Annotated in this window: 3 protein-coding genes; all 3 read left to right on the forward strand. The window is 71.2% G+C overall.

The features are described 5' to 3' along the window. Position 1: 1 nt before the first annotated feature. The 3 genes from ACIA8G_RS27505 to ACIA8G_RS27515 are packed head-to-tail and all read left to right on the forward strand — an operon-like array spanning position 2 to position 23,605. Positions 2 to 12,589: an SDR family NAD(P)-dependent oxidoreductase gene (locus ACIA8G_RS27505; RefSeq protein WP_396421549.1), complete on the forward strand. Its 12,588-nt coding sequence runs from the start codon at positions 2 to 4 to the stop codon at positions 12,587 to 12,589. Between the two features lies 1 nt (position 12,590). Next, positions 12,591 to 15,728, forward strand: a complete 3,138-nt coding sequence (locus tag ACIA8G_RS27510; RefSeq protein ID WP_396421550.1) for a type I polyketide synthase — start codon at positions 12,591 to 12,593, stop codon at positions 15,726 to 15,728. Next, entirely contained in the window at positions 15,725 to 23,605 is a 7,881-nt protein-coding gene (locus tag ACIA8G_RS27515) for an amino acid adenylation domain-containing protein (protein ID WP_396421551.1), read from the forward strand. Before ACIA8G_RS27510 ends, ACIA8G_RS27515 begins: the two co-directional genes overlap by 4 nt. The last annotated feature ends 5 nt before the right edge of the window (positions 23,606 to 23,610 follow it).

Here is a 23,610-nt window from a genome sequence, read left to right on the forward strand (position 1 = left end):
CATGTCTGGAAACGACGCGATCGCCGTCATCGGGCTGGCGTGCCGTCTGCCCGGTGCGCTCGACGCGCGGGAGTACTGGCGACTGCTGGCCGACGGCCGTTCGGCGCTCTTGGACGAGGCACCGTCCGGGCGGCCCGCCGCGGGCCGTGGCGGCTACCTGGCCGGGATCGACCTCTTCGACCACGACTTCTTCGGCATCTCCCCGCGCGAGGCGGCGGCGATGGACCCGCAGCAGCGACTCGTGATGGAGCTCAGCTGGGAGGCCCTGGAGGACGCGGGCGTCGTTCCCGCGGAGCTGCGCGGTTCGCGGACCGGGGTGTTCGCCGGCTCCATCGCCGATGACTACGCCACGCTCGTGAGGTCCGGGGACGCGGTGACGCAGCACAGCCTGACCGGGCTGCAGCGCGGCATCATCGCGAACCGGGTCTCGTACTTCCTCGGGCTGCGCGGCCCGAGCATGACCGTCGACACCGGACAGTCGTCCTCGCTCGTGGCCGTGCACCTGGCCTGCGAAAGCCTGCGCACCGGGGAGTCCGGCATCGCGCTGGCCGCCGGCGTGCAGCTGAACCTGGCGCCCGCGAGCAAGGTCGTCGCCGACCGGTTCGGCGGACTTTCGCCGGACGGCGAGTGCTTCACGTTCGACGCGCGTGCCAACGGGTACGTGCGCGGCGAGGGCGGCGCCGTCGTGGTGCTGAAGCGCCTGGCGGACGCGGTGGCCGACGGCGACCGCGTGCTGTGCGTGATCCGCGGCAGCGCGGTCAACAACGACGGTGGCGGCACCGGCCTCACCGCGCCGGAGCAGGAGGCGCAGGAGGCCGTGATCCGGCTCGCGCACGAGCGGGCCGGCACCACTCCGTCCGACACCTGCTTCGTCGAGTTGCACGGCACCGGTACGAAGGTCGGCGACCCGGTCGAGGCCGGTGCTATCGGCGCGGTGATCGGTGCTGGGCGCAGTGAGCCGGTGCTGGTCGGGTCGGTGAAGACGAACATCGGGCACCTGGAGGGCGCGGCGGGGATCGCCGGGCTGGCCAAGGCCGTGCTCGCGATCAGCCATCGCCGGTTGCCGGCGAGCCTCAACCACGTCACGCCCAACCCGGCCATTTCGTTGGAGTCGCTGGGGATCAGGGTGAACACCGGGTTGAGCCCGTTGCCCGACAAGGGGTTCGTGGCCGGGGTCAGTGCGTTCGGCGTCGGTGGCACCAACTGCCATGTTGTGCTGTCGGACTTCGAGCTGCCGGTCGAGGCTCCTGTGCCGGCGGAGCGGTCCGTCACCCCGTGGCTGATCTCGGGCCGCGAGCCCCAAGCGGCGCGCGACCAGGCTGCCCGGCTCGCCGCCCACCTCGCCGAGCAGCCGGACCTGACCCCTGACGCGGTGGGCCGGTCGCTGGCCACCCGCCGCACCAGGTTCGAGCACCGCGCCGTCGTGGTCGGCGGCACCAGGGACGATCTGCTCGCGGACCTGCGGGTTCTGGCCGCGGGCGGTGCCTCCGCCGGTGTCGTCGAGGGCGCCGGTTCCTGCGAGCGCGTTGCGTTCGTGTTCCCCGGTCAGGGTTCGCAGTGGGCGGGCATGGCCGTCGAGCTGCTGGACTCCTCCCCGGTGTTCGCGCAGCGGATGCGTGAGTGCGACACCGCCATCGAGGCCTACACCGGCTTCTCGGTGATCGAGGTGCTGAACGACGCCGAGGCGTTGTCCCGCATCGAGATCCTGCAGCCCGCGCTCTTCGCGATCATGGTGTCGCTCGCCGCGTTGTGGGAGTCGTACGGCGTCCGCCCGTCCGCCGTGGTGGGGCATTCCCAGGGCGAGATCGCGGCCGCACACGTCGCGGGCGTGTTGTCGCTGGAGGACGCCGCACGGGTCGTCGTGCTGCGCAGCAAGCTCTTCGCCGAGGAACTGGTCGGCCGCGGTGCCGTGGCCTCGGTGGCACTCCCGCTGGACGAGGTCCGCTCCCGGTTGAGCAGTGAACTGAGCATCGCCGGGATCAACGGACCGCGCTCCGTCACGGTGGCCGGTCCGGTCGCCGCTCTGGAGTCCTTTGTGGACTCATGCGTGCTCGACGGGCACCGGGCGAGGCTGGTCGGCTCGACCGTCGCGTCGCACTGCGCCCAGGTCGAGCCGCTGCGCGAACGTTTGCTGGAGCTGCTGGCTCCGGTGTCCCCACGAGCGGGCGAGGTGCCCTTCTACTCCGCCGTCACCGGCACGCTGCTGGACGGCGAAGAGCTCGACGCGGGCTACTGGTTCCGCAACGCGCGGGAGCCGGTCGACTTCGTCGGCGTCGTCGGGGCCCTGCTCGCTGACGGGCACCGGGCGTTCGTCGAGGCCAGCCCGCATCCCGTGCTCGCCGGTGCGGTGCAGGAGATCGCCGAGCACGCGGGCGCCGACGTCGTGGCGGTCGGGTCGACCAGGCGTGACGACGGCGGGCTCGTCCGGTTCACCACCTCGGTCGCCGAGGCCGCCGTCCGCGGTGTCGAGGTCGACTGGAGTGCAGCCTTCGACGCCGGTCCCGGTGCCGACCTGCCCACCTACGCCTTCCAGCGTCAGTCGCACTGGATCACCGTCTCCACCGACGTCGTGGCGCCGCAGGTGACGATGGCGCCGTCGGCGGCTCCCGTCGTTCCGGCGCGGGACCTGCGTTCGATGCTCGACCTGGTCTGCGCGCACACCGCCGCGGTGTCGGGACGTCAGTCGCTCGGCCCCGGCCAGTCCGGCAAGGCCTTCAAGGAGCTCGGGTTCGACTCACCGATGTCGAGCCAGCTGCGCAACCGGCTCGCCGCCGCGACGGGTCTCTCGCCGGCGACCAGCGCGGTGTTCGACCACCCGACACCCGTGGCGCTCGCCCGGCACCTCACCGAGCTTGCGGGGGAGTCCACTTCGGACGAAGCAGAGATCGCGCCCACCGTCGACACCAGCGACCCCGTCGTCATCGTCGGCATGGCCTGCCGGCTCCCCGGAGACGTGCGGTCGCCGGAGGACCTCTGGCGGTTGCTGATGGACGAGGGCGACGCCATCTCCGGCTTCCCCACCGACCGCGGCTGGCGGGTCGAGGACCTCTACGACCCGGACGGCACCCGCGCGGGCACGTCGTACGTGCGGCACGGCGGGTTCCTGCACGACGCGACCGAGTTCGACCCCGCGTTCTTCGGCATCAACCCGCGCGAGGCGGCCGCGATGGACCCGCAGCAGCGCCTGCTGCTGGAGACCTCGTGGGAGTGCCTCGAGCACGCCGGGATCGATCCGGCCGTGTTGCGCGGCAGCCGAACCGGTGTGTTCACCGGCCTCATCAGCCAGGAGTACGGGCCGCGGCTGACCGAGGGGATCGCGGGCGCCGAGGGCTACCTGCTCACCGGCACCACGCCCAGCGTGGCGTCCGGCCGCATCGCTTACGCACTGGGACTCGAAGGACCCGCCGTCACGGTCGACACGGCTTGCAGTGCGTCGCTCTTCGCCCTGCACCTCGCCTGTCAGGCTGTGCGGCTCGGGGAATGCGACCAGGCGCTGGCCGGCGGTGCGACCGTCATGCCGGCGCCTGGCATGTTCGTCGAACTCAGCAAGCAGGGCGCGTTGTCGCCGGACGGTCGTTGCAAGGCGTTCTCCGACGACGCCGACGGCACCGGCTGGGCCGAGGGCGCCGGCATCGTGCTGGTGGAACGGCTTTCCACGGCCCGCCGCCTCGGCCACCAGGTGCTCGCCGTCGTGCGCGGCTCCGCGGTCAACTCCGACGGCGCGTCCAACGGCCTGACCGCGCCGAACGGCTCGGCGCAGCGCAAGGTCATCAAGCAGGCGCTGGCCAGTGCCGGGTTGAAGCCTGCCGACGTGCAGGTCGTGGAAGCGCACGGCACCGGCACGAAGCTCGGGGATCCGATCGAGGCCAACGCGATCCTCGCGACCTACGGCCAGAACCGGACCAGCCCGCTGGTGCTCGGTTCGCTGAAGTCCTCCGTCGGTCACACCCAGGCGGCCGCAGGTGTCGCGGGCGTCATCAAGATGGTGCTGGCGCTGCGCAACGGGATCGTGCCGCGCACGCTGCACGTCACCACCCCGACCTCGCGCGTCGACTGGACTTCCGGCTCGGTGCAGCTCGCGACCTCCACCGAGCTGTGGCCCGCCATCGACGGGCCGAAGCGCGCCGCGGTGTCGTCGTTCGGCATCAGCGGCACCAACGCGCACCTCGTGCTCGAAGAAGCACCCGTTGAGCCTGAGGTCGTCCGCGCGGACGTTGCGGAAACCCCGCTCGTGTGGGCGTTGTCGGGCAAGACGCCTGCGGCGCTGCGTGCGCAGGCGGAGGAGTTGCTCGACCACCTGGGCGAGCACCCGGAGCTGCGCGCCGACGACGTCGCGCACTCTCTTGCGACCACCCGCTCCGCCTTCACGCACCGCGCGTTCGTGGTCGGTGGCGACCTGCTGTACGGCGTGCGGGCGATCGCGGCCGGAGAACCCGCGCCTAACGTGGTGCGTGGTGTGGCCGAGATCGAGGGCGGTGTCGTCTTCGTCTTCCCCGGTCAGGGTTCGCAGTGGGCCGGGATGGCCGTCGAGCTGCTCGACAGCTCGCCGGTGTTCGCCGAGGCGTTCGCGGAGTGCTCGGAGGCCATCGAGTCCTTTGTGGACTTCGAGGTCGCTGACGTGCTTCGCGACCCCGCCGAGCTGGAGCGCATCGAGGTGCTGCAGCCGGTGCTGTTCGCGGTGATGGTGTCGCTGGCGCGGTTGTGGCAGCGGTTCGGCGTCGAGCCTTCCGCCGTGGTGGGTCACTCGCAGGGTGAGATCGCGGCGGCCCACGTCGCAGGCGCGCTGTCGTTGCGTGACGCGGCTCGCTTGGTCGTGTTGCGCAGCAAGCTCTTCGCGGACGAACTCGTCGGCAACGGTGCCGTCGCGTCCGTCGCGCTGCCCGCCGACGACGTGCGGGCGCGGATCGGCGACCGGCTCTCGCTGGCCGGCGTCAACGGTCCGACGTCCTGCACGGTCGCGGGAGAGCTGGCCGCCCTCGAAGAGTTCGTGGCGGGCTGCGAGGCGGACGGGATCCGGGCGCGCGTCGTGCCCTCGACCGTCGCGTCGCACTGCGCCCAGGTCGAGCCGCTGCGCGAGCGCCTGATCGAGCTGATCGGGACGCTGACGCCCGCGGCCGGGCACATTCCGTTCTACTCCACGGTGTCCGGTGGTCTCGTCGACACGACCGAGCTCACCGCCGAGTACTGGTTCACCAACGCACGGCAGCCCGTCGACTTCGTCGGCGCGCTCGGGTCGCTCTTCGCCGACGGGCACCGCGTGTTCGTCGAGGCGAGCCCGCACCCCGTGCTCACCGTCGGCGTCCAGGACACCGCCGAGGCTTCGGACGTCGCTGTCGCGGCGGTCGGTTCGCTGCGCCGTGGTGAAGGTGGCCTGGCCCGGTTCCTGACGTCGGTCGCCGAGGTCAACGCCGCCGGTGTGCCGGTGACCTGGGACTTCCCTGCCGCACAACGGGTCGAGCTGCCGACGTACGCGTTCCAGCGGCAGCGGTACTGGCTCGCGACGGGGTCCGCCGGTGCGCCGGCCGGAGATCACCGGTTCCTGCACAGCAAGGTCGATCTCGCGGACGGTGGCGCCGTCTGGAGCGGGCAGGTGTCGCTCGACGACGACGCGTGGCTGACGGATCACGCCGCGATGGACGTGGTTCTGCTGCCCGGCACGGCGTTCCTGGAGATGGCCGCCTACGCCGGGGCTTCCGCCGGCTGCGATGTGGTGGACGAGCTGATCCTGCAGGCACCGCTGCCGTTGCCTGCCGAGGGTTCGGTGGAGCTTCAGGTCGCGCTCGGCGGTGACCGCACGATCGCGGTCTACGCCCGAACCGCCTCGGATGCGCCGTGGACGTTGCACGCGTCCGGATCGGTGTCCGAGGGCGAGCCAGTCGACGTTGCCTGGTCTCCGGCGGGAACGGCCGTCGAGGTCTCCTACGACTCGCTGGACCGGTTGGGCTACCAGTACGGGCCGTTGTTCCAGGGCCTCCAGGCGTTGTGGCGCGATGGCGACGTCCTGCACGCAGAGGTGGAGTTGCCGGCCGGTGACGCGGTGGACGGGTTCCGCCTGCACCCCGCGCTGCTGGACGCCGCTTTGCACGCGCTGCCGCTGACCGCGGACAAGGGGCTCAGGCTGCCGTTCAGCTGGAGCGGTGTGCGGATCGCGAGCACCAAGGCGACCACGCTGCGGGTCCGGCTGACGACGTCCGGGGACGGGGCCGCGCTGGTCGCGACGGACGCGGACGGCACGCTCGTGATCAGCGCCGAGTCGTTGGTGCTGCGCGCTCCTGCCCTCCAGTCGGAGGTGCAGAAGCCGTTGCGGGTGCGGTGGGTCAACGCGCCGGAGGGTTCCGGCGATGTGGCCGACGCCGTGGTCCACGAGATCGCGTCGAACGGTGTGGAGGACACGCACCGGGTCGTGGCCGAGACGTTGCGGCTGGTGCAGGACTCGCTCACGGACGACCGGGTCGTGGTCATCGCGACCCGTGGTGCCGTTGCCGCCCGCGGTTCGGAAGACGTGCGCGACCTGGCCGCGGCCTCGGTGTGGGGCCTGCTCCGCAGCGCCCAGTCCGAGCACCCTGACCGGTTCGTGCTGGTGGACCTCGACCCGGCGGACACCGCGCCGGTGCCGCTGCACGCGGTGCTGGCCTCCGGTGAGCCGCAGCTGGCGATGCGCGACGGACGACTGCTGGTGCCCAGGCTCGGCGACGAGTCCGAGCTGCTGGACACGCCTGCCGCCAACTGGATGCTCGACGTCTCGCAGCGCGGTTCGCTGGACGGCCTGGTGCTGCGGGAGATTCCCGAGGTCGAGCTCGCACCGAACGAGGTCCGGGTCGAGGTGCGCGCGGTCGGCATGAACTTCCGCGACGCCCTGATCACGCTCGACATGTACCCCGGTGACGGCCTGCTCGGCACCGAGAGCGCGGGTGTCGTGCTGGAAACCGGGTCGGACGTCACGGAGTTCTCCGCCGGCGACCGCGTGATGGGGCTCTTCCCGCGCGGCACCGGACCGATCGCCGTGACCGATCACCGCTTGCTGGCCCCGGTGCCCTCGACGTGGTCGTGGGCACAGGCCGCCGGCACGCCCGTCGTGTTCCTCACCGCCTACTACGCGTTGGTGGAACTGGCGGAGCTGCGGCGCGGCGAATCGTTGCTGCTGCACGCCGCTACCGGTGGCGTTGGTATGGCTGCACTTCAGCTCGCACGTCACCTCGGCGCCGAGGTGTTCGCGACGGCCGGGCCCGCCAAGCACGACGTGCTGCGCGCGCTCGGAGTCTCGGACGACCACATCGCGTCGTCGCGCGACCTCGCGTTCGCCGAGCAGTTCGGCCAGGTGGACGTGGTGCTGAACTCGCTGACCCGCGAGTTCATCGACGCCTCGATCGGACTGCTGCGCGACGGCGGCCGGTTCGTGGAGATGGGCAAGAACGACCTCCGCGACGAGGTCCGCCCCGACGTCCGGTACCAGGCCTTCGACCTGCTGGTGCTCGACCCCGCCCACATCCAGGGGTTGTTCGCCGCGCTCGTGCCGCTGTTCGAGCAGGGCGTGCTGACGCCGCTGCCGGTGACGGCGTGGGAGATCCGCGAGGCGCGCGCCGCGTTGCGGCACCTCAGCCAGGCCCGGCACATCGGCAAGGTCGTGCTGACCCTGCCCCGGAAACTGAACCCCGAAGGCACGGTGCTGATCACCGGTGGCACGGGCACGCTCGGTGCCCAGGTCGCTCGCCGGCTCGTGGAGCGGCACGGTGTGCGGCACCTGCTTCTGTTGAGCCGCAGTGGTTCGGATGTTCCGGAGCTGGACGCCTCCGTGACCGTCGTGCGGTGCGATGCCTCCGATCGCGCCGCACTGGAGGCGGTGCTCGCGGACATTCCCGCGGAGCACCCGTTGACCGCTGTCGTGCACGCCGCCGGTGTGCTCGACGACGCGACGGTCGAGGCCATGACCGAGGACCAGGTGCGGACCGTGCTGACGCCCAAGGCCGACGCGGCCTGGCACCTGCACGAGCTCACCGCGGGTCTGGACCTGGCCGAGTTCGCCCTGTTCTCGTCCGCCGCCGGCACGATCGGCACGGGCGGGCAGGCGAACTACGCCGCCGCCAACGCGTTCCTCGACGCGCTGGCCGAGCAGAGGCACGCCGCGGGTCTGTCCGCCACGAGCATGGCGTGGGGCTACTGGGCCGAATCCAGTGGCATGTCCGGGCATCTGACGTCGGAGGACCTCGGCAGGCTCGGCCGATCGGGCGTCCTGCCGCTGTCCACTGAGGACGGTCTGGCGCTGTTCGACCGCGACTTCCTCGGTGCCGCGGCGGTCACGGTTCCCGCGCGGATCGACAGGTCCGGTGCCGGGGTTGTGCCGGCGGTGCTGCGGTCGCTGGTCAAGGCTCGGACGGCACGTGTCGCGCGTGAGCTGCCGCTGGCGCAACGGCTGGCCGGGCTGACCGGGGCCGAGCAGCACCGGGTGCTGCTGGACCTGGTGTGCACCAACGCCGCCGTCGTCCTCGGGCACGCCGACGCGAGCGGGTTCTCCGTCACGCAGGCGTTCAAGGACCACGGCTTCGACTCGCTGACCGCCGTGGAGATGCGCAACCGCCTGGTCGCGGCGACCGGGCTGAAGCTGCCGTCGACACTGCTGTTCGACCACCCGACACCGGAACAGCTCGCCCGTGGCCTGCGCTCGAAGCTGGTGGCGGACGAGCCGGCCAAGCCCGTGGTCGTGCCGAAGCCGGTCGTCACCGGTGAACGCGAGCCGATCGCGGTCGTCGGTGTCGCCTGCCGCTTCCCCGGCGCCGACGACGTCGACGGGTTCTGGGACCTGCTGCGCAACGGCCGCGACGCCGTCCGGCCGGTGCCGGAACAGCGCTGGGACCCGGCCGAGTTCGCGGGCACCGCACCCGGCAGGACCGTGCCCGTCGAGGGCGGTTTCCTCGACCGTCCGGTGGACGAGTTCGACCCGCTGTTCTTCGGCATCTCGCCGCGTGAGGCACAGGAGATGGACCCGCAGCAGCGGTTGTTCCTCGAGGTCGCCTGGGAGGCGCTGGAGGACGCCGGTCTCGCGGGGGCCACGCTCGCCGGCAGCAGGACCGGTGTGTTCGCGAGCGCGATCTGGCAGGACTACGCGGGCCTCGCGCCGGACGTGGACCAGTTCTCGCTGCACTCGGCCACGGGCCGCGCGCTCAACATGGTGGCGAACCGGCTGTCGTACGTCCTCGGGCTGCGCGGGCCGAGCCTGATGGTCGACAGCGCCTGCTCGTCGTCGCTGCTCGCGATCCACCTCGCCTGCCAGAGCCTCTGGTCGGGGGAGTCCACCGCCGCGATCGCGGGTGGGTCGAGCCTGATCCTCAACCCGGCGACCATGGTGGCGCTCACCCAGTTCGGCGGTCTGGCGCCGGACGGCCGCTGCAAGGCGTTCGACGGGAGCGCCGACGGCTTCGGCCGCGGCGAGGGTTGCGGTGTCGTGGTGCTCAAGCCGCTGTCGCGCGCCATCGCCGACGGCGACGACATCTGGTGCACCATCAGGGGTTCGGCGTCGAACAACGACGGACTCAGCAACGGCCTCACCGCGCCGAGCGTCACCGCGCAGGAGGACGTGCTGCGCGAGGCCTACCGCCGCTCCGGGGTCGAGCCGCACGATGTCCACTACGTCGAGACCCACGGCACGGGAACGTCTTTGGGCGACCCGATCGAGGCTTCGGCGCTGGGCGCCGTGGTCGGGGGCGAGCGCGACGACGCGCTCGTGATCGGCTCGGTGAAGAGCAACATCGGTCACCTGGAGGCCGCGGCGGGCGTCGCGGGCTTCATCAAGGCCGTGCTGGTCCTCAGGAACCGCGCGGTGCCGCCGAACCTGCACTTCGCGACCCCGAACCCGGAGATCGACTTCGACGGGCTGGGACTGCGGGTGCCGACCGAGCTGGAGCAGTGGCCTGCCGAACGGGCGCCGTTCGCCGCGGTCAGCGCCTTCGGGTGGGGCGGCACGAACGTGCACGTCGTGCTGGAGGGCTCGGAGTCCACGACCGTCGAGGCACCGGACGAGCAGCACCTGGAGTCCCAGACCGAGCAGGGCAGCCACCTCGTTGTCCTCTCCGCGAAGACACCGGAGGCTCTCCAGGCTCACGCGGCCCAGGTCGCCACCGTGGACCTGCCGGTGCGCGAGGTAGCGGCCGCCGCGTCGGCACGGATGGCGCAGCCACACCGGCTCGCCGTGGTGACCGGTGACAGCGCGGAACTCGCGGAAGCGCTTGCGGCACACGGCCGTGGCGAGACCCACGTCGGTGTCGCCACAGGTACTGCCGAGGCACCGCCGAAGATCGCGTTCGTCTTCCCCGGCCAGGGATCGCAGTGGATCGGCATGGGGCGCGAACTGCTGGGCGCCGAGCCCGTCTTCCGCGCCGCGCTCGAGGAGTGCGACGCGGCGGTGCGCGAGTTCGCCGACTGGTCGGTCATCGCCGAGCTGGAGGCGGACGAGGAAACGTCGCAGCTGCACCGGATCGACGTGGTGCAGCCGATGCTCTTCGCCGTCGAGGTGGCGCTGGCGGCGCTGTGGCGGTCGTGGGGCGTCGAGCCGGACGCCGTCGTCGGGCACAGCATGGGCGAGATCGCCGCCGCGCACGTCGCGGGCGTGCTGACGATCGAGGACGCGGCCCGGATCATCTGTCTGCGCAGCGCGTTGCTGCGCCGGGTGGCGGGCCAGGGCGCGATGCTCGCGGCCGAGCTGACCCTCGACGAGGCCGCTGAGACCGTCGCCGGGCACGAGGCCGAGGTCTCCATCGGCGTCAACAACAGCCCGCGCTCGACAGTGCTGTCGGGCGATCCCGAAGCGCTGGAGCTGATCAAGACCAGGCTCGAGGCGGACGAGGTGTTCTGCCGCTGGGTCAAGGTGGACGTGGCGTCGCACAGCCCGCAGATGGACCCGTTGCGCGACGACCTCTACGCCGCCGTGGCCGCGGTCCGGCCCCGGAAAGCCACTGTGCCGGTCTACTCGACGGTGCGGGGCGAGGTGCTCGACGGCACCACCATGGACGCGGACTACTGGGTCGACAACCTGCGCGCACCGGTGCTGTTCGCCGGAATGATCAGCGCGCTCGCGAAGGACGGCGTGCAGGCGTTCGTCGAGATGACGCCGCACCCGATCCTGGTGCCCGCGGTCGAGCAGAACGTCCCCGGTACGGCCGCGCTGCCGTCGTTGCGGCGCAACGAACCGGAGCGGCCGTCGCTGCTGCGCACTCTCGGGCGGCTGCACGTGCTGGGCTTGCCGGTGCAGGGCAGTCCCGCGATCGCGGCGGCGGACCGGCGGGTCAAGCTGCCGTCCTACCCGTGGCAGCGTGAACGGTTCTGGCACCCGAGCGAGACCAGGCGGGTGACGCGCACTCGTGCGGCTGGCGAGCACCCGCTGCTCGGCGAGCGGCTCGACTCCGCGGTCGAGCCGGGCACCCGGTACTGGCAGTGGGACGTCGACGCGGACACCGCTGCAGTCCGAGACCACCGGGTCGGCGGCGTCGCGATCGTGCCCGGCGCGCTGTACGTGGACGTGCTGCTCGCCGCGGCCGCCGAGATCCGTCCCGGTGAGAAGTTCGACATCACCGGACTGGTGTTCGCCGAACCGCTCGTGGTCAGGGAGGGCGTGCAGCACCGGATGCAGCTGGTGCTGACCGTGGACCTCACCGCGCGGTTCTTCGCGATCACCGAGGGCGGCCCGCTCGAGCTCGCCCACGCCGGCCTCGCACCACGCGAGGAGGACACGGCACCGGACACCGCGGTGCTCGGCGGGAACACCGAAACCCTGAAGGGCGCGGAGTTCTACCAGGTGCTCGGCGAACGGGACGTCCGGTACGGGCCTGCCTACCAGGGTGTCGTGGAGGTCGAGTTCTCCACGACGGAGGCGCTGGCGACGATCGAGCTGCCCGCGGCCGCCGAGGACCCCGGCCACCTCGTGCATCCGTCCTATTTGGACTCAGCGCTCCAGGTCGCCATCCCGCCGGTGCTGGCGGCACTCGGTGACGACCGGTCGGCGTTGGTGAGCACGAGCCTCGAGCGGATCTCCGTGCACAAGCGTTACCTGGGCACGGGCACGGTGCACGCTTCGGTGCTGCGTGACGGTGAGGTCTTCCTCGCCGACGTGCGGTTGCTCGACCCGGACGGTGACACGGTCGTCGAGGCGACCGGCCTGCGGATGGCGTTGGTGGACAACGGGTCCGGCGTGACGTCGACGCAGGAGCCGCTCGCCGAGATCAAGGCGCTCGCACCGGCCGAACGCGGCGAAGCCGTCCAGAACCTGGTGGCCACGACCGTGTCCGGGGTGGTCGGGCTGCCCGCCGAGCGGATCGGCCGCGACCAGCCGTTGCGCGGGTTCGGCATCGACTCGGTGATGTCCATGGAACTGCGCAACCGCCTGGAGGCCGCGTTCGGCGTGCGGCTGTCGGCGACGTTGATCTGGAACTACCCGACGGTGCACGAGCTGGCCCGGTTCCTCGCGGACCTGGCCGGTCTCGCCCCGGAGGCCGAGGCCGTGCCCATCGAGGAGATCGTGCTCGACGCGCCGGCCCACGAATCCGATGACCTGGTCGAACGAGAGCTCGCTGAGCTGCTGCAGCGGATGGAGAACATCTGACATGGGGGACAACACAACGACGACGCTGCAGGCGATCCGCCGGCTGCGGGACAAGGTCGACGCGCTGGAGTCGGCCAAGCGGGAGCCCATCGCGATCGTCGGCATCGGCTGCCGGTTGCCGGGCGGGGCCAACTCCCCGGAAGAGCTGTGGCAGCTGGTGCGCGACGCCGTCGACACGATCGCGCCGGTACCGCCGTCGCGCTGGGACGCCGACGCGTTCTACGACCCGAACCCGGAGACCGTCGGCCGGATGTCGTTCCGGCAGGGCGCCTTCGTGGACGACGTCGAGGGCTTCGACCCGTACTTCTTCGGCATCTCGCCGAAGGAGGCCGCCAGGATGGACCCGCAGCAGCGGCTGTTCCTCGAGGTCGCGTGGGAGGCGATGGAGGACGCCGGGCAGACCCGCGAATCCCTGCTGGGTAGTGAGACCGGTGTGTTCGTCGGTGCGAACAACACCGACTACTTCCAGATGCAGCTCGCCGACCCCGAGTCGCTGCACATGTACACGACCGGTGGTGGCTCGAACAGCATCATCCCCAACCGGTTGTCCTACCTGTTCGACTTCCGCGGGCCGAGCCTGGTCGTCGACACGGCCTGCTCGTCCTCGCTGGTCGCCGTGCACCTGGCCGTGCAGAGCCTGCGGGCCCAGGAGAGCGCGATGGCCGTCGTCGGCGGCACGAACATGATCCTCTCGCCGATGACGACCATGGCCCACGCCAAGGGACTCCCGCTCGCGCCCGACGGACGGTGCAAGACCTTCGACGCCGCCGCGGACGGCTACACCCGCGGCGAGGGCGTCGCCGTGATCGTGCTGAAGCGGCTGTCCGACGCGGTCGCCGCGGGCGACCGGGTGTGGGCGGTGATCAAGGGAACGGCCACCAACCAGGACGGCCTGACCAACGGCATGACCGCGCCGAACGGCCTGGCCCAGCGCAGGGTCTTCGAAGCCGCGCTGCGCAACGGCGGTGTCGCCCCCGAGCAGGTGACGCTGCTGGAGGCGCACGGCACCGGCACGGCGCTGGGCGACCCGATCGAGGTCGAGGCGCTGACCTCGGTCTACGGCAAGCAGGCGGAGAACGCCTGCGCGCTCGGCTCGATCAAGACCAACGTCGGTCACCTGGAGGCGGCCGCCGGCATCACCGGTCTGCTCAAGGTCGTGCTGAGCATCCACCACCGCGAGATCGCGCCGCACCGGATGAACCAGCTCAACCCGCACATCGAGATCGACGGCACCAGGCTCTTCATCTCCGGCGAACTCCGGGACTGGGACGTGCCCGACGAGCACCGCCACGGTGCGGTGAGCGCGTTCGGCGCGGGCGGCACCAACGCACACGTCGTGCTCGGACCTCCGCCCGTCACCGAGTCCACAGAGGACTCCGCTGCTCACCAGATCCTGCCGATCACGGCCCGCAGCGCGGAGGCGCTGGTGCCGATGGTGGCCGCGTACCGCGACTTCCTCGCCGCCGAGCCGGGTTCGTTGGGCGACATCGCCCACACCGCGACCCACCGCCGGACCCAGCACGAGCACCGGCTCGTCGTGGTGGCGCAGGACGCGGCGGGCGCGGCGGACCGGCTCACGTCGTGGCTCGACGGTGCCGGCGGTCCCGGCATCGTGACGGGCAACACCGCGGCACCGGTCGAGAGCGGCATCGTGTTCGTCTGCCCAGGTCAGGGCGCGCAACGCCCCGGCATGGGCCACGAGCTGATGGCCCGCTGCGACGCGTTCCGCACCGCGGTGCTGGAATGCGACGAGGCGCTGAAGCCCTACCAGGGCGGCAAGTCCGTCGTCGACGAGATCCTCAGGGTCGACGCGGCCGAGCTCGCCGACCGGATCGACCTCACGCAGCCGGCGCTCTTCGCCGTCACCGTCGGTCTCGCCGCGCGCTGGCGTGCGCTGGGGATCGAGCCGGACGCGGTCGTCGGCCACAGCCTGGGCGAGGTCGCCGCCGCGCACATCTCGGGCGCCCTCAGCCTGGACGACGCGGCCAGGATCGTGAGCCTGCGCAGCACGTTGCTGCGCACGCTGAGCGGCAAGGGCGCGATGCTCGTCGTGGCGCTGCCGATCGAGGAGGCCACCGCGCTCGTCGCCGGGCACGAGGGCCTCGTCTCCGTGGCCGTCAGCAACAGCCCGGCGTCCACCGTGCTCTCCGGTGACCCGGCCACGCTCGACGCGCTCGCCGAGGAGCTCAAGGCGCGCAACGTGTTCTGCCGCCCGATGAAGTCCGACGTCGCCGGCCACAGCCCGCAGCTGGACGCACTGCGCGACGAACTGCTGGCCGGCCTGGCGGACATCAGGCCCGCCGCGGCACACGTCCCGCTCTTCTCCACCGTCACGGGCGGCCGTCTGAACGGTGAGGAGCTCCGCGCGGAGCACTGGTTCCGCAACCTGCGCCAGCCGGTGCTGTTCTGGAACGCCATCCGGCAGCTCGTCGACGACAAGCACGGCGTGTTCCTGGAGCTCGGCCCGCACCCGGTGGTGCTGAACTCGGTGGAGGAGGCGTTCGAGCAGGCCGGCGTGACCGGTCTCGCGCTGCCGTCGATGCGCCGCGACGAGCCGGAGGACCTGGCCTCGCTGGAGAGCCTCGGCTCGCTGCACGCACACGGGTTCGACGTGTCACTGTCCAATTCGGACAGCGGTTCTGTGGTTGCCCTGCCCCTGTACGCCTGGCAGCGCGAGCGGTACTGGTTCACCAGCACCGCGCCCACCGCGCCGTCGGTGAGCGGGTCGGCTCCGGCGCAGGAGATCACGATCGTCCAGCAGCGGAGCCCAGAACCCCCGGCCGCGACCGAGGAGGACGTTTTCGCGTTCGTGCTGGACACCGTCGCCGAACTGCTGGAGATGGACCGCGCCCGGATCGACCCGAACACCGGGTTCTTCCAGATGGGCATGGACTCGCTGGTGGCGCGCAAGGCCCGCCAGCGCGCCGAGGCCGCGCTGGATCTCAAGCTGCCGGCCGCGGTGATGTTCGAGCACCCGAGCGTCATGCAGCTGACCAAGTACCTCCTCGCCCGCCTGAGCGGCGAGTCCCCGTCCGCCGCGCCGCCGTCGGACATCGACGACCTGACGGAGGACGAGCTCCTCGCCGTCCTCGCCGACGAGCTCGGCACCACCACCGGCACCACAGGGAGCATCCGATGACCGAGTCCGCCGACTCACGCCAGCTGCTCGCGAAGAGCGTGCTGGAGATCCGCCGGCTCCGCGCCGAGCTCGACGCCGTGCGCAAGCAGGCTGATGACGACGCGATCGCCATCGTCGGCATGGCCTGTCGCATGCCCGGCGGCGCCAGCGATCCCGAACAGTTCTGGCAGTTCCTCCGCTCGGGCGGCGACGGCATCTCCGACGTGCCCGAATCACGGTGGGACGTCGACCACTTCTACGACCCGTCGCAGGAGAACCCGGGCAAGACCTATGTCAACAAGGGCGGGTTCCTGCCCGGCATCGACCAGTTCGACGCGCCGTTCTTCGGCATCTCACCGCGCGAGGCGGCCACGCTCGACCCGCAGCAGCGCCTGCTGCTGGAGGTCGGCTGGGAGGCCCTGGAACACGCGGGTATCAGCACCGGCCAGGGCGAGAGCAACGTCGGCGTCTTCCTCGGCGTCACCAACCACGACTACAACCAGGTGCAGCTGCAGGAGATCGACCCGGCCGACCTCGACACCTACCTCGTCACGAGCCGCGCGGCCCCGTTCGCCGCGGGCAGGCTGTCGTACTGGCTGGGGCTCAACGGCCCGAGCATCTCGGTCGACACCGCGTGCTCGTCGTCGCTGGTCGGCGTGCACCTCGCGAGCCAGAGCCTGCGCTCCGGCGAGTGCGACGCCGCGCTCGCCGGCGGTGTGAACATCCTGCTGTCGCCGGAGTCCTACGTCGTGCTGTCCAAGGCGAGGATGCTCGCGCCGGACGGCTACTGCAAGACGTTCGACGCCTCGGCCAACGGCTACGTGCGCGGTGAGGGCTGCGGTGTCGTGGTGCTCAAGCGCCTGTCCGACGCGCTGGCCGCCGGCGACAACGTGCTCGCCGTCATCCGCGGCTCCGCGATCAACCAGGACGGCCGCAGCAGCGGCATCACCGTGCCGAACCCGGTGGCGCAGCAGGACGTCATCCGGCAGGCACTGCGCAACGCGGGCGTAGAGGCCGACCAGATCGGCTACGTCGAGGCGCACGGCACGGGCACGCCGCTCGGCGACCCGATCGAGCTGCGCGCGCTGGGCGCGGTGCTGGGCAAGCGATCCGCGGACGACCTGGTCCCGGTCGGCTCGGTCAAGACCAACATCGGTCACCTGGAACCGGCCGCGGGCGTGGCCGGGCTCATCAAGGTCGTGCAGTCGTTGCGGCACGAGGAGATCCCGCCGCACCTGCACCTGAAGGAGATCAACCCGGAGATCGGCATCGAGGAGCTGCCGCTGCGGGTGCCCACCGAGGTCACGCCGTGGCCGCGCGGCGAGCAGCCGCGGTTCGCGGGCATCAGCTCGTTCGGCGCGAGCGGTACCAACGTGCACGTGGTGCTGGAGGAGGCGCCGCTGCCCGTCCGCGAGCCCAGGACCGAGGCGACGAAGGCGTCCCTGCTCGCGTTGTCCGCCAAGAACCCCGCGGCCCTCGCGGACCTCGCCGCCCGCTACGCCGACAGGCTGGAGGCCGCCGCGGAGGACGAGCTGCCGGACATCTGCGCCACGGCGGGCGCGGGCCGCAGCCACTTCTCGCACCGCCTCACCGTCGTCGCCTCGTCGCCCGCCGAGATGCGCGAGCTGCTGGTGGAGACGGCCGAGGCCACCGAGCTCCCGGCCGCGGTGCGGCAGGGGCACGTGCTGCCCGGCGCGGCACCGGAGGTCGTGTTCCTGTTCACCGGTCAGGGCGCGCAGTACCCCGGCATGGGCCGCGCGCTGTATGCGGACGAACCGGTCTTCCGCGCGGCGTTCGACCGGTGCGACGAGATCGCCGAACCGCTGCTCGGCCGCACGCTGCACAGCCTGATCAACCCGAAGCCCCAGGACGCCGGACTGGTCCACGAGACCCAGTTCACGCAGCCCGTGCTGTTCGCGGTCGAGTACGCGCTGGCCGAGCTGTGGCGGTCGTGGGGCGTCGAGCCCGCCGCCGTCGTCGGGCACAGCGTCGGCGAGCTGGTCGCGGTCTGCGTGGCCGGCGTGATGAGCCTGGACGACGCATTACGGCTGACCGTCCGTCGTGGACAGTTGATGCACGAACTTTGCGGACCGGGAACGATGGCGGCGGTGTTCGCGGAGGCGGACGTCGTCGAGCGCGCCCTGGAGCCGTTCGCAGACCTGGCGATCGCGGCGGTCAACGGACCGCAGAGCATCGTCGTGTCCGGCGCTGAGGAGGAGCTCGACCGGTTCCTCGCCGCGCTGACCGCGCAAGGTGTGAAGTCCAAGCGGATGACCGTGTCGCGGGCGTTCCACTCGCCGCTGGTCGACCCGATGCTGGACGAGTTCGAGCGCGAGGCCGCGTCGATCTCCTTCCAGCCGCCGCGCATCCCGGTGATCTCCAACGTCACCGGTCAGCAGGTGGACGAGTTCTCCGCCGGGTACTGGCGCGAGCACGTCCGCCGGCCCGTGCGGTTCCTGGACGGCATGACCACGTTGTTCGGCAAGGGGTATCGCCGGTTCGTCGAGATCGGCCCGGCGCCGACGTTGCTCGGCATGGCGAAGAGGTTCGCGCCCACCGGTGACGACGAGCTGTGCTTCCTGCCGTCGTTGCGCCAGCACCACGACGACCGCCGGGTCCTGCTCGACTCGGCCGCCGCCCTGTACGTGCGCGGGTACGAACTGGACTGGCCCGGGATCGCTCCGGGTGCCAGGGCCGAGCTGCCGCTTTACCCGTTCCAGCGCAGGCACCACTGGTTCGAGGCGAGCACCGCGGTCTCGCGCCCCACTCGCACCGCGAAAACGTTGCTGGGCCATCGGGTCGAGTCACCGCTCGACCTCGTGCAGTTCGAGTCCAAGCTGAGCGTCACGCACCACCCGTGTCTCGGCGACTGCGTGCTCGGCGACCTGACGATCATCAACATCGGCGTCTACCTCGAGTCGGTCTTCCGCGGCATGCGCGAGCTCGGCCACGAGGGTGCGTTCGTCGTCGAGGACGGCCTGGTGCTGCAGAGCCTCGTCATCGACCCCGCGACGGGCACGACGGCGCAGCTGCACTTCACCGACCATGACGGTGATACGAAGTTCTTCCGCTACTACGCCCAGCAGATCGACGGCGACTGGCGGGCGCACACGCAGGGCAAGGTCCACTGCGACGCGACTCTCTCGCCTCGGATCGGTACCGCGCGCACCGACGTTTCGCGGTTCCCGCGCGAGCTGACCGGTGCCGAGTTCTACGAGAACATGGCGAACCGCGACCTCACGCTCGGCGACTCGGCGCGCTGGGTCGAGCACGTCTGGCGTGCCGACAGCGAGGCGATCGCCCGCATGCGGCCGCCGGTCGACGGCGAGCGCGGCTACCTGCTGCACCCCGGCCTGACGGACGCGATGTTCCAGGTCGTGTTCTCGGCCCTGCCCGACGACACCCCTGAGGACGCGGTCTTCGCGATCGTCGGCATCGACCGGCTGACGTTCCACGACCTGCAGGTCGACGGGCCGTTGTTCTGCCACGCCAAGGTGTCGGCGGTGCCGGGCTCGACGTCGACGCTGTTCGCCGACGTGCGGCTGGAGGACGGCGACGGCAACGCGGTCGTCGAGTCGGCCGGCGTGTGCCTCAAGCGCGCGGACCGCGACCTGGTGCTGCGGACCTCCGCACCCACTCGCACGGCCTCGGCCCCGCCGCAGCCGTCGGGCGGGCTGGTCGAGCTTCCCACTGATCCGGCCGTGCGGCGGGAGAAGGTGCTGGAGCTGGTGACCGGCGCCGTGGCCAAGGCGCTCGGTGCCCGTTCCGCCGAGGTCGACGTCCACGAGCCGTTGCAGAACCTGGGCCTCGACTCGTTGATGGCGCTGGAGGTCAAGGACGCGCTCTCGGCCAGGCTCGGCGTGACGCTGCCGCTGGTGGCGTTCATGGAGTCCCGTGGCGTGCTCGCACTGGCCGAGTTCGTCGAGGCCGCGCTGGAAGAAGGCACCAGCACCAGCCTGCTGCCCGAGATCGTGCCCGACCCGGCCGGCCGCCACGACCCGTTCCCGCTGACCGACCTCCAGCAGGCCTACCTCGTGGGCCGCTCGGACGCGTTCCCGCTGGGGCAGGTCTCCACGTACTTCTTCATCGAGGTGGAGCTGGACGGCGTCGAGCTCGACCGGCTCGGTGTGGCGTGGAACGAGATCATCGCGCGGCACGACATGCTGCGTGCCGTCGTCACCCCGGACGGGTACCAGCGCGTGCTCCCCGAGGTGCCCGCGTACGAGATCCGCTCGCTCGACCTGCGCGGTCACGACGACCAGGAACGCGTACTCGAAGAAGTCCACGTCGAGATGCGCGACCAGGTGTTCGACGCGGGCGTCTGGCCGCTGTTCGACATCAGGGCGTCGGTTCTCGACGACAAGCGCACGAGGCTCCACATCGGACTCGACGCGATGATCATGGACGCCTGGAGCACCTCCGTGGTGTTCCAGGAGTGGGCGATGGTCTACCGCGGCGAGCGCAACCTGCCCGAGATCGCGCTGTCCTACCGCGACTACGTGCTGGCGATGCGGTCGATGGAGGGCGGCGAGCTGCACACGCGCTCGCTCGACTACTGGCGCGAGCGGGTCGCGACGATGCCGTCCGCACCCGACCTGCCGGTCGCGGTGAACCCGGCGACCATCGCGCGCTCGCAGTTCTCGCACCGCACGCTGACCATCGACGCGGACGCGTGGGCGCGGTTCAAGCGCTCCGCCGCGGCCGCGGGCGTGACCCCGTCCGCCGCGCTCGGCACCGCCTACTCGCAGGTGATCGCGGCGTGGAGCCGGTCGAGCAAGTTCACGCTGAACGTGCTGTTCTTCAACCGCCTGCCGTTGCACGAGAAGGTCGGCGAGGTCGTCGGCAACTTCAGCGCCACCACGCTGCTGGAGGTCGACAGCGCGGTCGAGGTGCCGTTCGCCCAGCGGGCCGAGCGGCTGCAGAACCAGCTGTGGACCGACCTGGAGCACAGCCACGTCAGCGGCGTGCAGGTGCTGCGGGAGTTCAGCCGGGTGCGCGGCGCGTCGGCGCGCACGACGATGCCGATCGTCTTCGCCAGCACCGTCAACTTCGCCTCGCAGGAGGAGGCGGCCGCCGCGACCGGGTTCGTCGAGCACCTGACCACGATGGGCGAGGGCGGCCGCGAGGTGTCCAGCTCCATCCGGACCCCGCAGGTGTGGCTCGACCACCAGGTCGTGGAGGACGAGGGCGCGCTGGTCGTCAACTGGGACGTCGTCGACGAGATCTTCCCCGAGGGGATGATCGACACGATGTTCGCCGTGTACGACGGCGTGCTGCGCGAGCTGTGCGACGACGAGCAGGCGTGGGGCCGGCAGGCGCCGATGCTGGTGCCGGCCGCGGACCTCGCGCTGCGCGACGAAGCGAACGCGACGGACGGACCTCTGCCGGAAGGCCTGCTGCACGAGGGTTTCCTGGCTCGGGCCGCGTCCGACGGTGACCGCGTCGCCGTGGTGTCCGGTGCCCGCACCCTCACCTACGCGGAGCTCGACGGAATCTCGAACCAGGTCGCGCGTCAGCTGACCGGTCTCACGCCCGGTTCGCTCGTGGCCGTCGTGATGGAGACCGGCTGGGAGCAGATCGCCGGTGTGCTCGGCGTGCTCAAGGCAGGCGGGGTGTACGTCCCGATCGACGCGAACGTCCCGGCCGAGCGGCTGAACCTGTTGTGCGGCAACGCGGGCATCACCGTCGCGCTGACCCAGGAACGTCTGCTCGACCGCGTCACCTGGCCCGAGGGTCTGTCGGTGTCCGCTGTGGACGGTGCCGAGATCGGTGCTCTGCCCGCCGGGCCTGTCGCACCCGCGGACCGTTCGCCGGAGGACCTCGCCTACGTCATCTACACCTCCGGATCCACCGGGGTGCCGAAAGGCGTGGCGATCGAGCACCGCGGCGCGTTGAACACGATCCACGACGTCAACGACCGGTTCGGCATCACCGAGAACGACCGCGTGCTCGCCCTGTCGGCGTTGAACTTCGACCTGTCCGTCTACGACGTCTTCGGTCTGCTGACGGCGGGTGGCGCGATCGTCCTGCCCGAGGTCGGCCTGGCCCGCGAGCCGCGCCATTGGGCAGAGCTGGTCGCCGAGCACGGCGTCACCGTGTGGAACACCGTGCCCGCGTTGATGGAGATGTTCGTCGAGGCGACGGAACCCGGTACCCCGTTGCCGATCCGCGTCGTGATGATGAGCGGCGACTGGATCCCGGTGCCGCTGCCGGACCGCATCCGCAAGCTGGTGCCGGATGCCGATCTCTACAGCCTCGGCGGCGCCACCGAGGCGTCGATCTGGTCGATCCTGCACCCGATCGGCGAGGTGGACCTGTCGGCGCCGAGCATCCCGTACGGCAAGCCGATGCGGAACCAGCGGTTCCACGTGCTCGACGACGCGATGCGGCCGTGCCCCACGTGGGTGCCCGGTCATCTCCACATCGCCGGTGCCGGCCTCGCCCGCGGCTATCTCGGCGACGAGCAGAAGACCGCGGCGTCGTTCGTGACGCACCCCCAGACCGGGGAACGCCTCTACCGCACGGGTGACCTTGGCCGGTACCTGCCTGACGGCACCATCGAGTTCCTCGGCAGGGAGGACTTCCAGGTCAAGGTGAACGGCTACCGCGTCGAACTCGGCGAGATCGAGGTGGCGCTGTCGCGGTGTCCGGGCGTTCGTGCCTCCGTGGTAGCCGCGATCGGTGACCGGCAGGGGCCGAAGCGGCTCGTCGGGTACGTCGTCGCGGAGCCGGGCTTCGAGCTCTCGGGTGCCGAACTGCGGGGAATTCTCCGCGAGGAACTGCCCGAGTACCTCGTCCCACCGCACGTCCTGGTGCTCGACGAACTTCCGTTGACCGCCAACGGGAAGGTCGACCGCACGACGCTGCCCGCGCCGGAGAGCTACGGCGCATCCGGCGAGGGAGTCGCTCCGCGCGACGAGATCGAACGGCTGATCGCCGGCATCTGGGAGGACTTCTTCTCCGGCAGCAAGATCACCGTCACCTCGGACTTCTTCGTCCTCGGTGGCGACTCGCTGCTGGCGGTCCGGCTGATGGCGCGGATCCGTGCCACGACCGGCATTTCCCTGCCGCTGGCAACGCTGTTCGACAACTCGACGATCGAGCGCCTCGCCGAGGTGCTGCGGCAGAACGGGAACGTCGGCCGGTCGGCGCTGGTGCCGATCCGCACGGACGGCTCACGCACGCCGTTGTTCTTCGTGCACCCGGTCGGTGGCGACGTGCTCTGCTACGCGAATCTCGCTGCCGCACTGGGTGAGGATCAGCCGTTCTACGGGTTGCAGGTGCCCGACGACGCACCGGACACGATCCCCGCACTGGCGGCGCAGTACATCGAGGCGATCCCCGTCGACGGGCCTATCCGGATCGGTGGCTGGTCGATGGGCGGCGTGATCGCGCTGGAGATGGCCGCACAGCTGGAGGAATCCGGCCGGGCCGTGGAGCTCGTGGCCGCGGTGGACCTGCTGGAGCCGCCCGGCCCGGCTGCCGCCGAGTTCGACGAGGCGGCGCTGCTGGCGTGGTTCGCGAGCGACCTGTCCGGTCTCGTCGACTCGGACTGGAAGCCCTCAGCTGACGTGTTCCGCGTCGAGTCGCCGCTCGAGACGCTGCACGCCGGGGCGATCGAGGCGGGCGTGCTCTCGCCCGACATCGACCTCGCGACGCTGGGCAGCATCGTCGACCGCTTCACCCGCAACTGCCGTGCCCTGGCAACGCACGCACCCCGCCCGGTCCGGAGCCAGGTGCTGCTCGTGCGTGCCGAGGACGGCGCAACCGTTGAGACGACTCAGAAGTGGCTCGCGCTGTGCGATGGCGTGGAGCAGATCGACGTTGCCGGTGATCACTACTCCGTGGTGAAGCGACCCGGTGTCGCCGAGCTGGCGGTCGCGCTCGACCGGGCCTGACTCCC

The sequence above is a fragment of the Lentzea sp. NPDC051213 genome, assembly GCF_044455585.1.
GTDB lineage: Bacteria > Actinomycetota > Actinomycetes > Mycobacteriales > Pseudonocardiaceae > Lentzea.

Coding starts and splice junctions, on each gene's coding strand:
- ACIA8G_RS27505 (WP_396421549.1), top strand. CDS start 2: ATGTCTGGAAACGACGCGATCGCCGTCATCGGGCTGGCGTGCCGTCTG.
- ACIA8G_RS27510 (WP_396421550.1), top strand. CDS start 12,591: ATGGGGGACAACACAACGACGACGCTGCAGGCGATCCGCCGGCTGCGG.
- ACIA8G_RS27515 (WP_396421551.1), top strand. CDS start 15,725: ATGACCGAGTCCGCCGACTCACGCCAGCTGCTCGCGAAGAGCGTGCTG.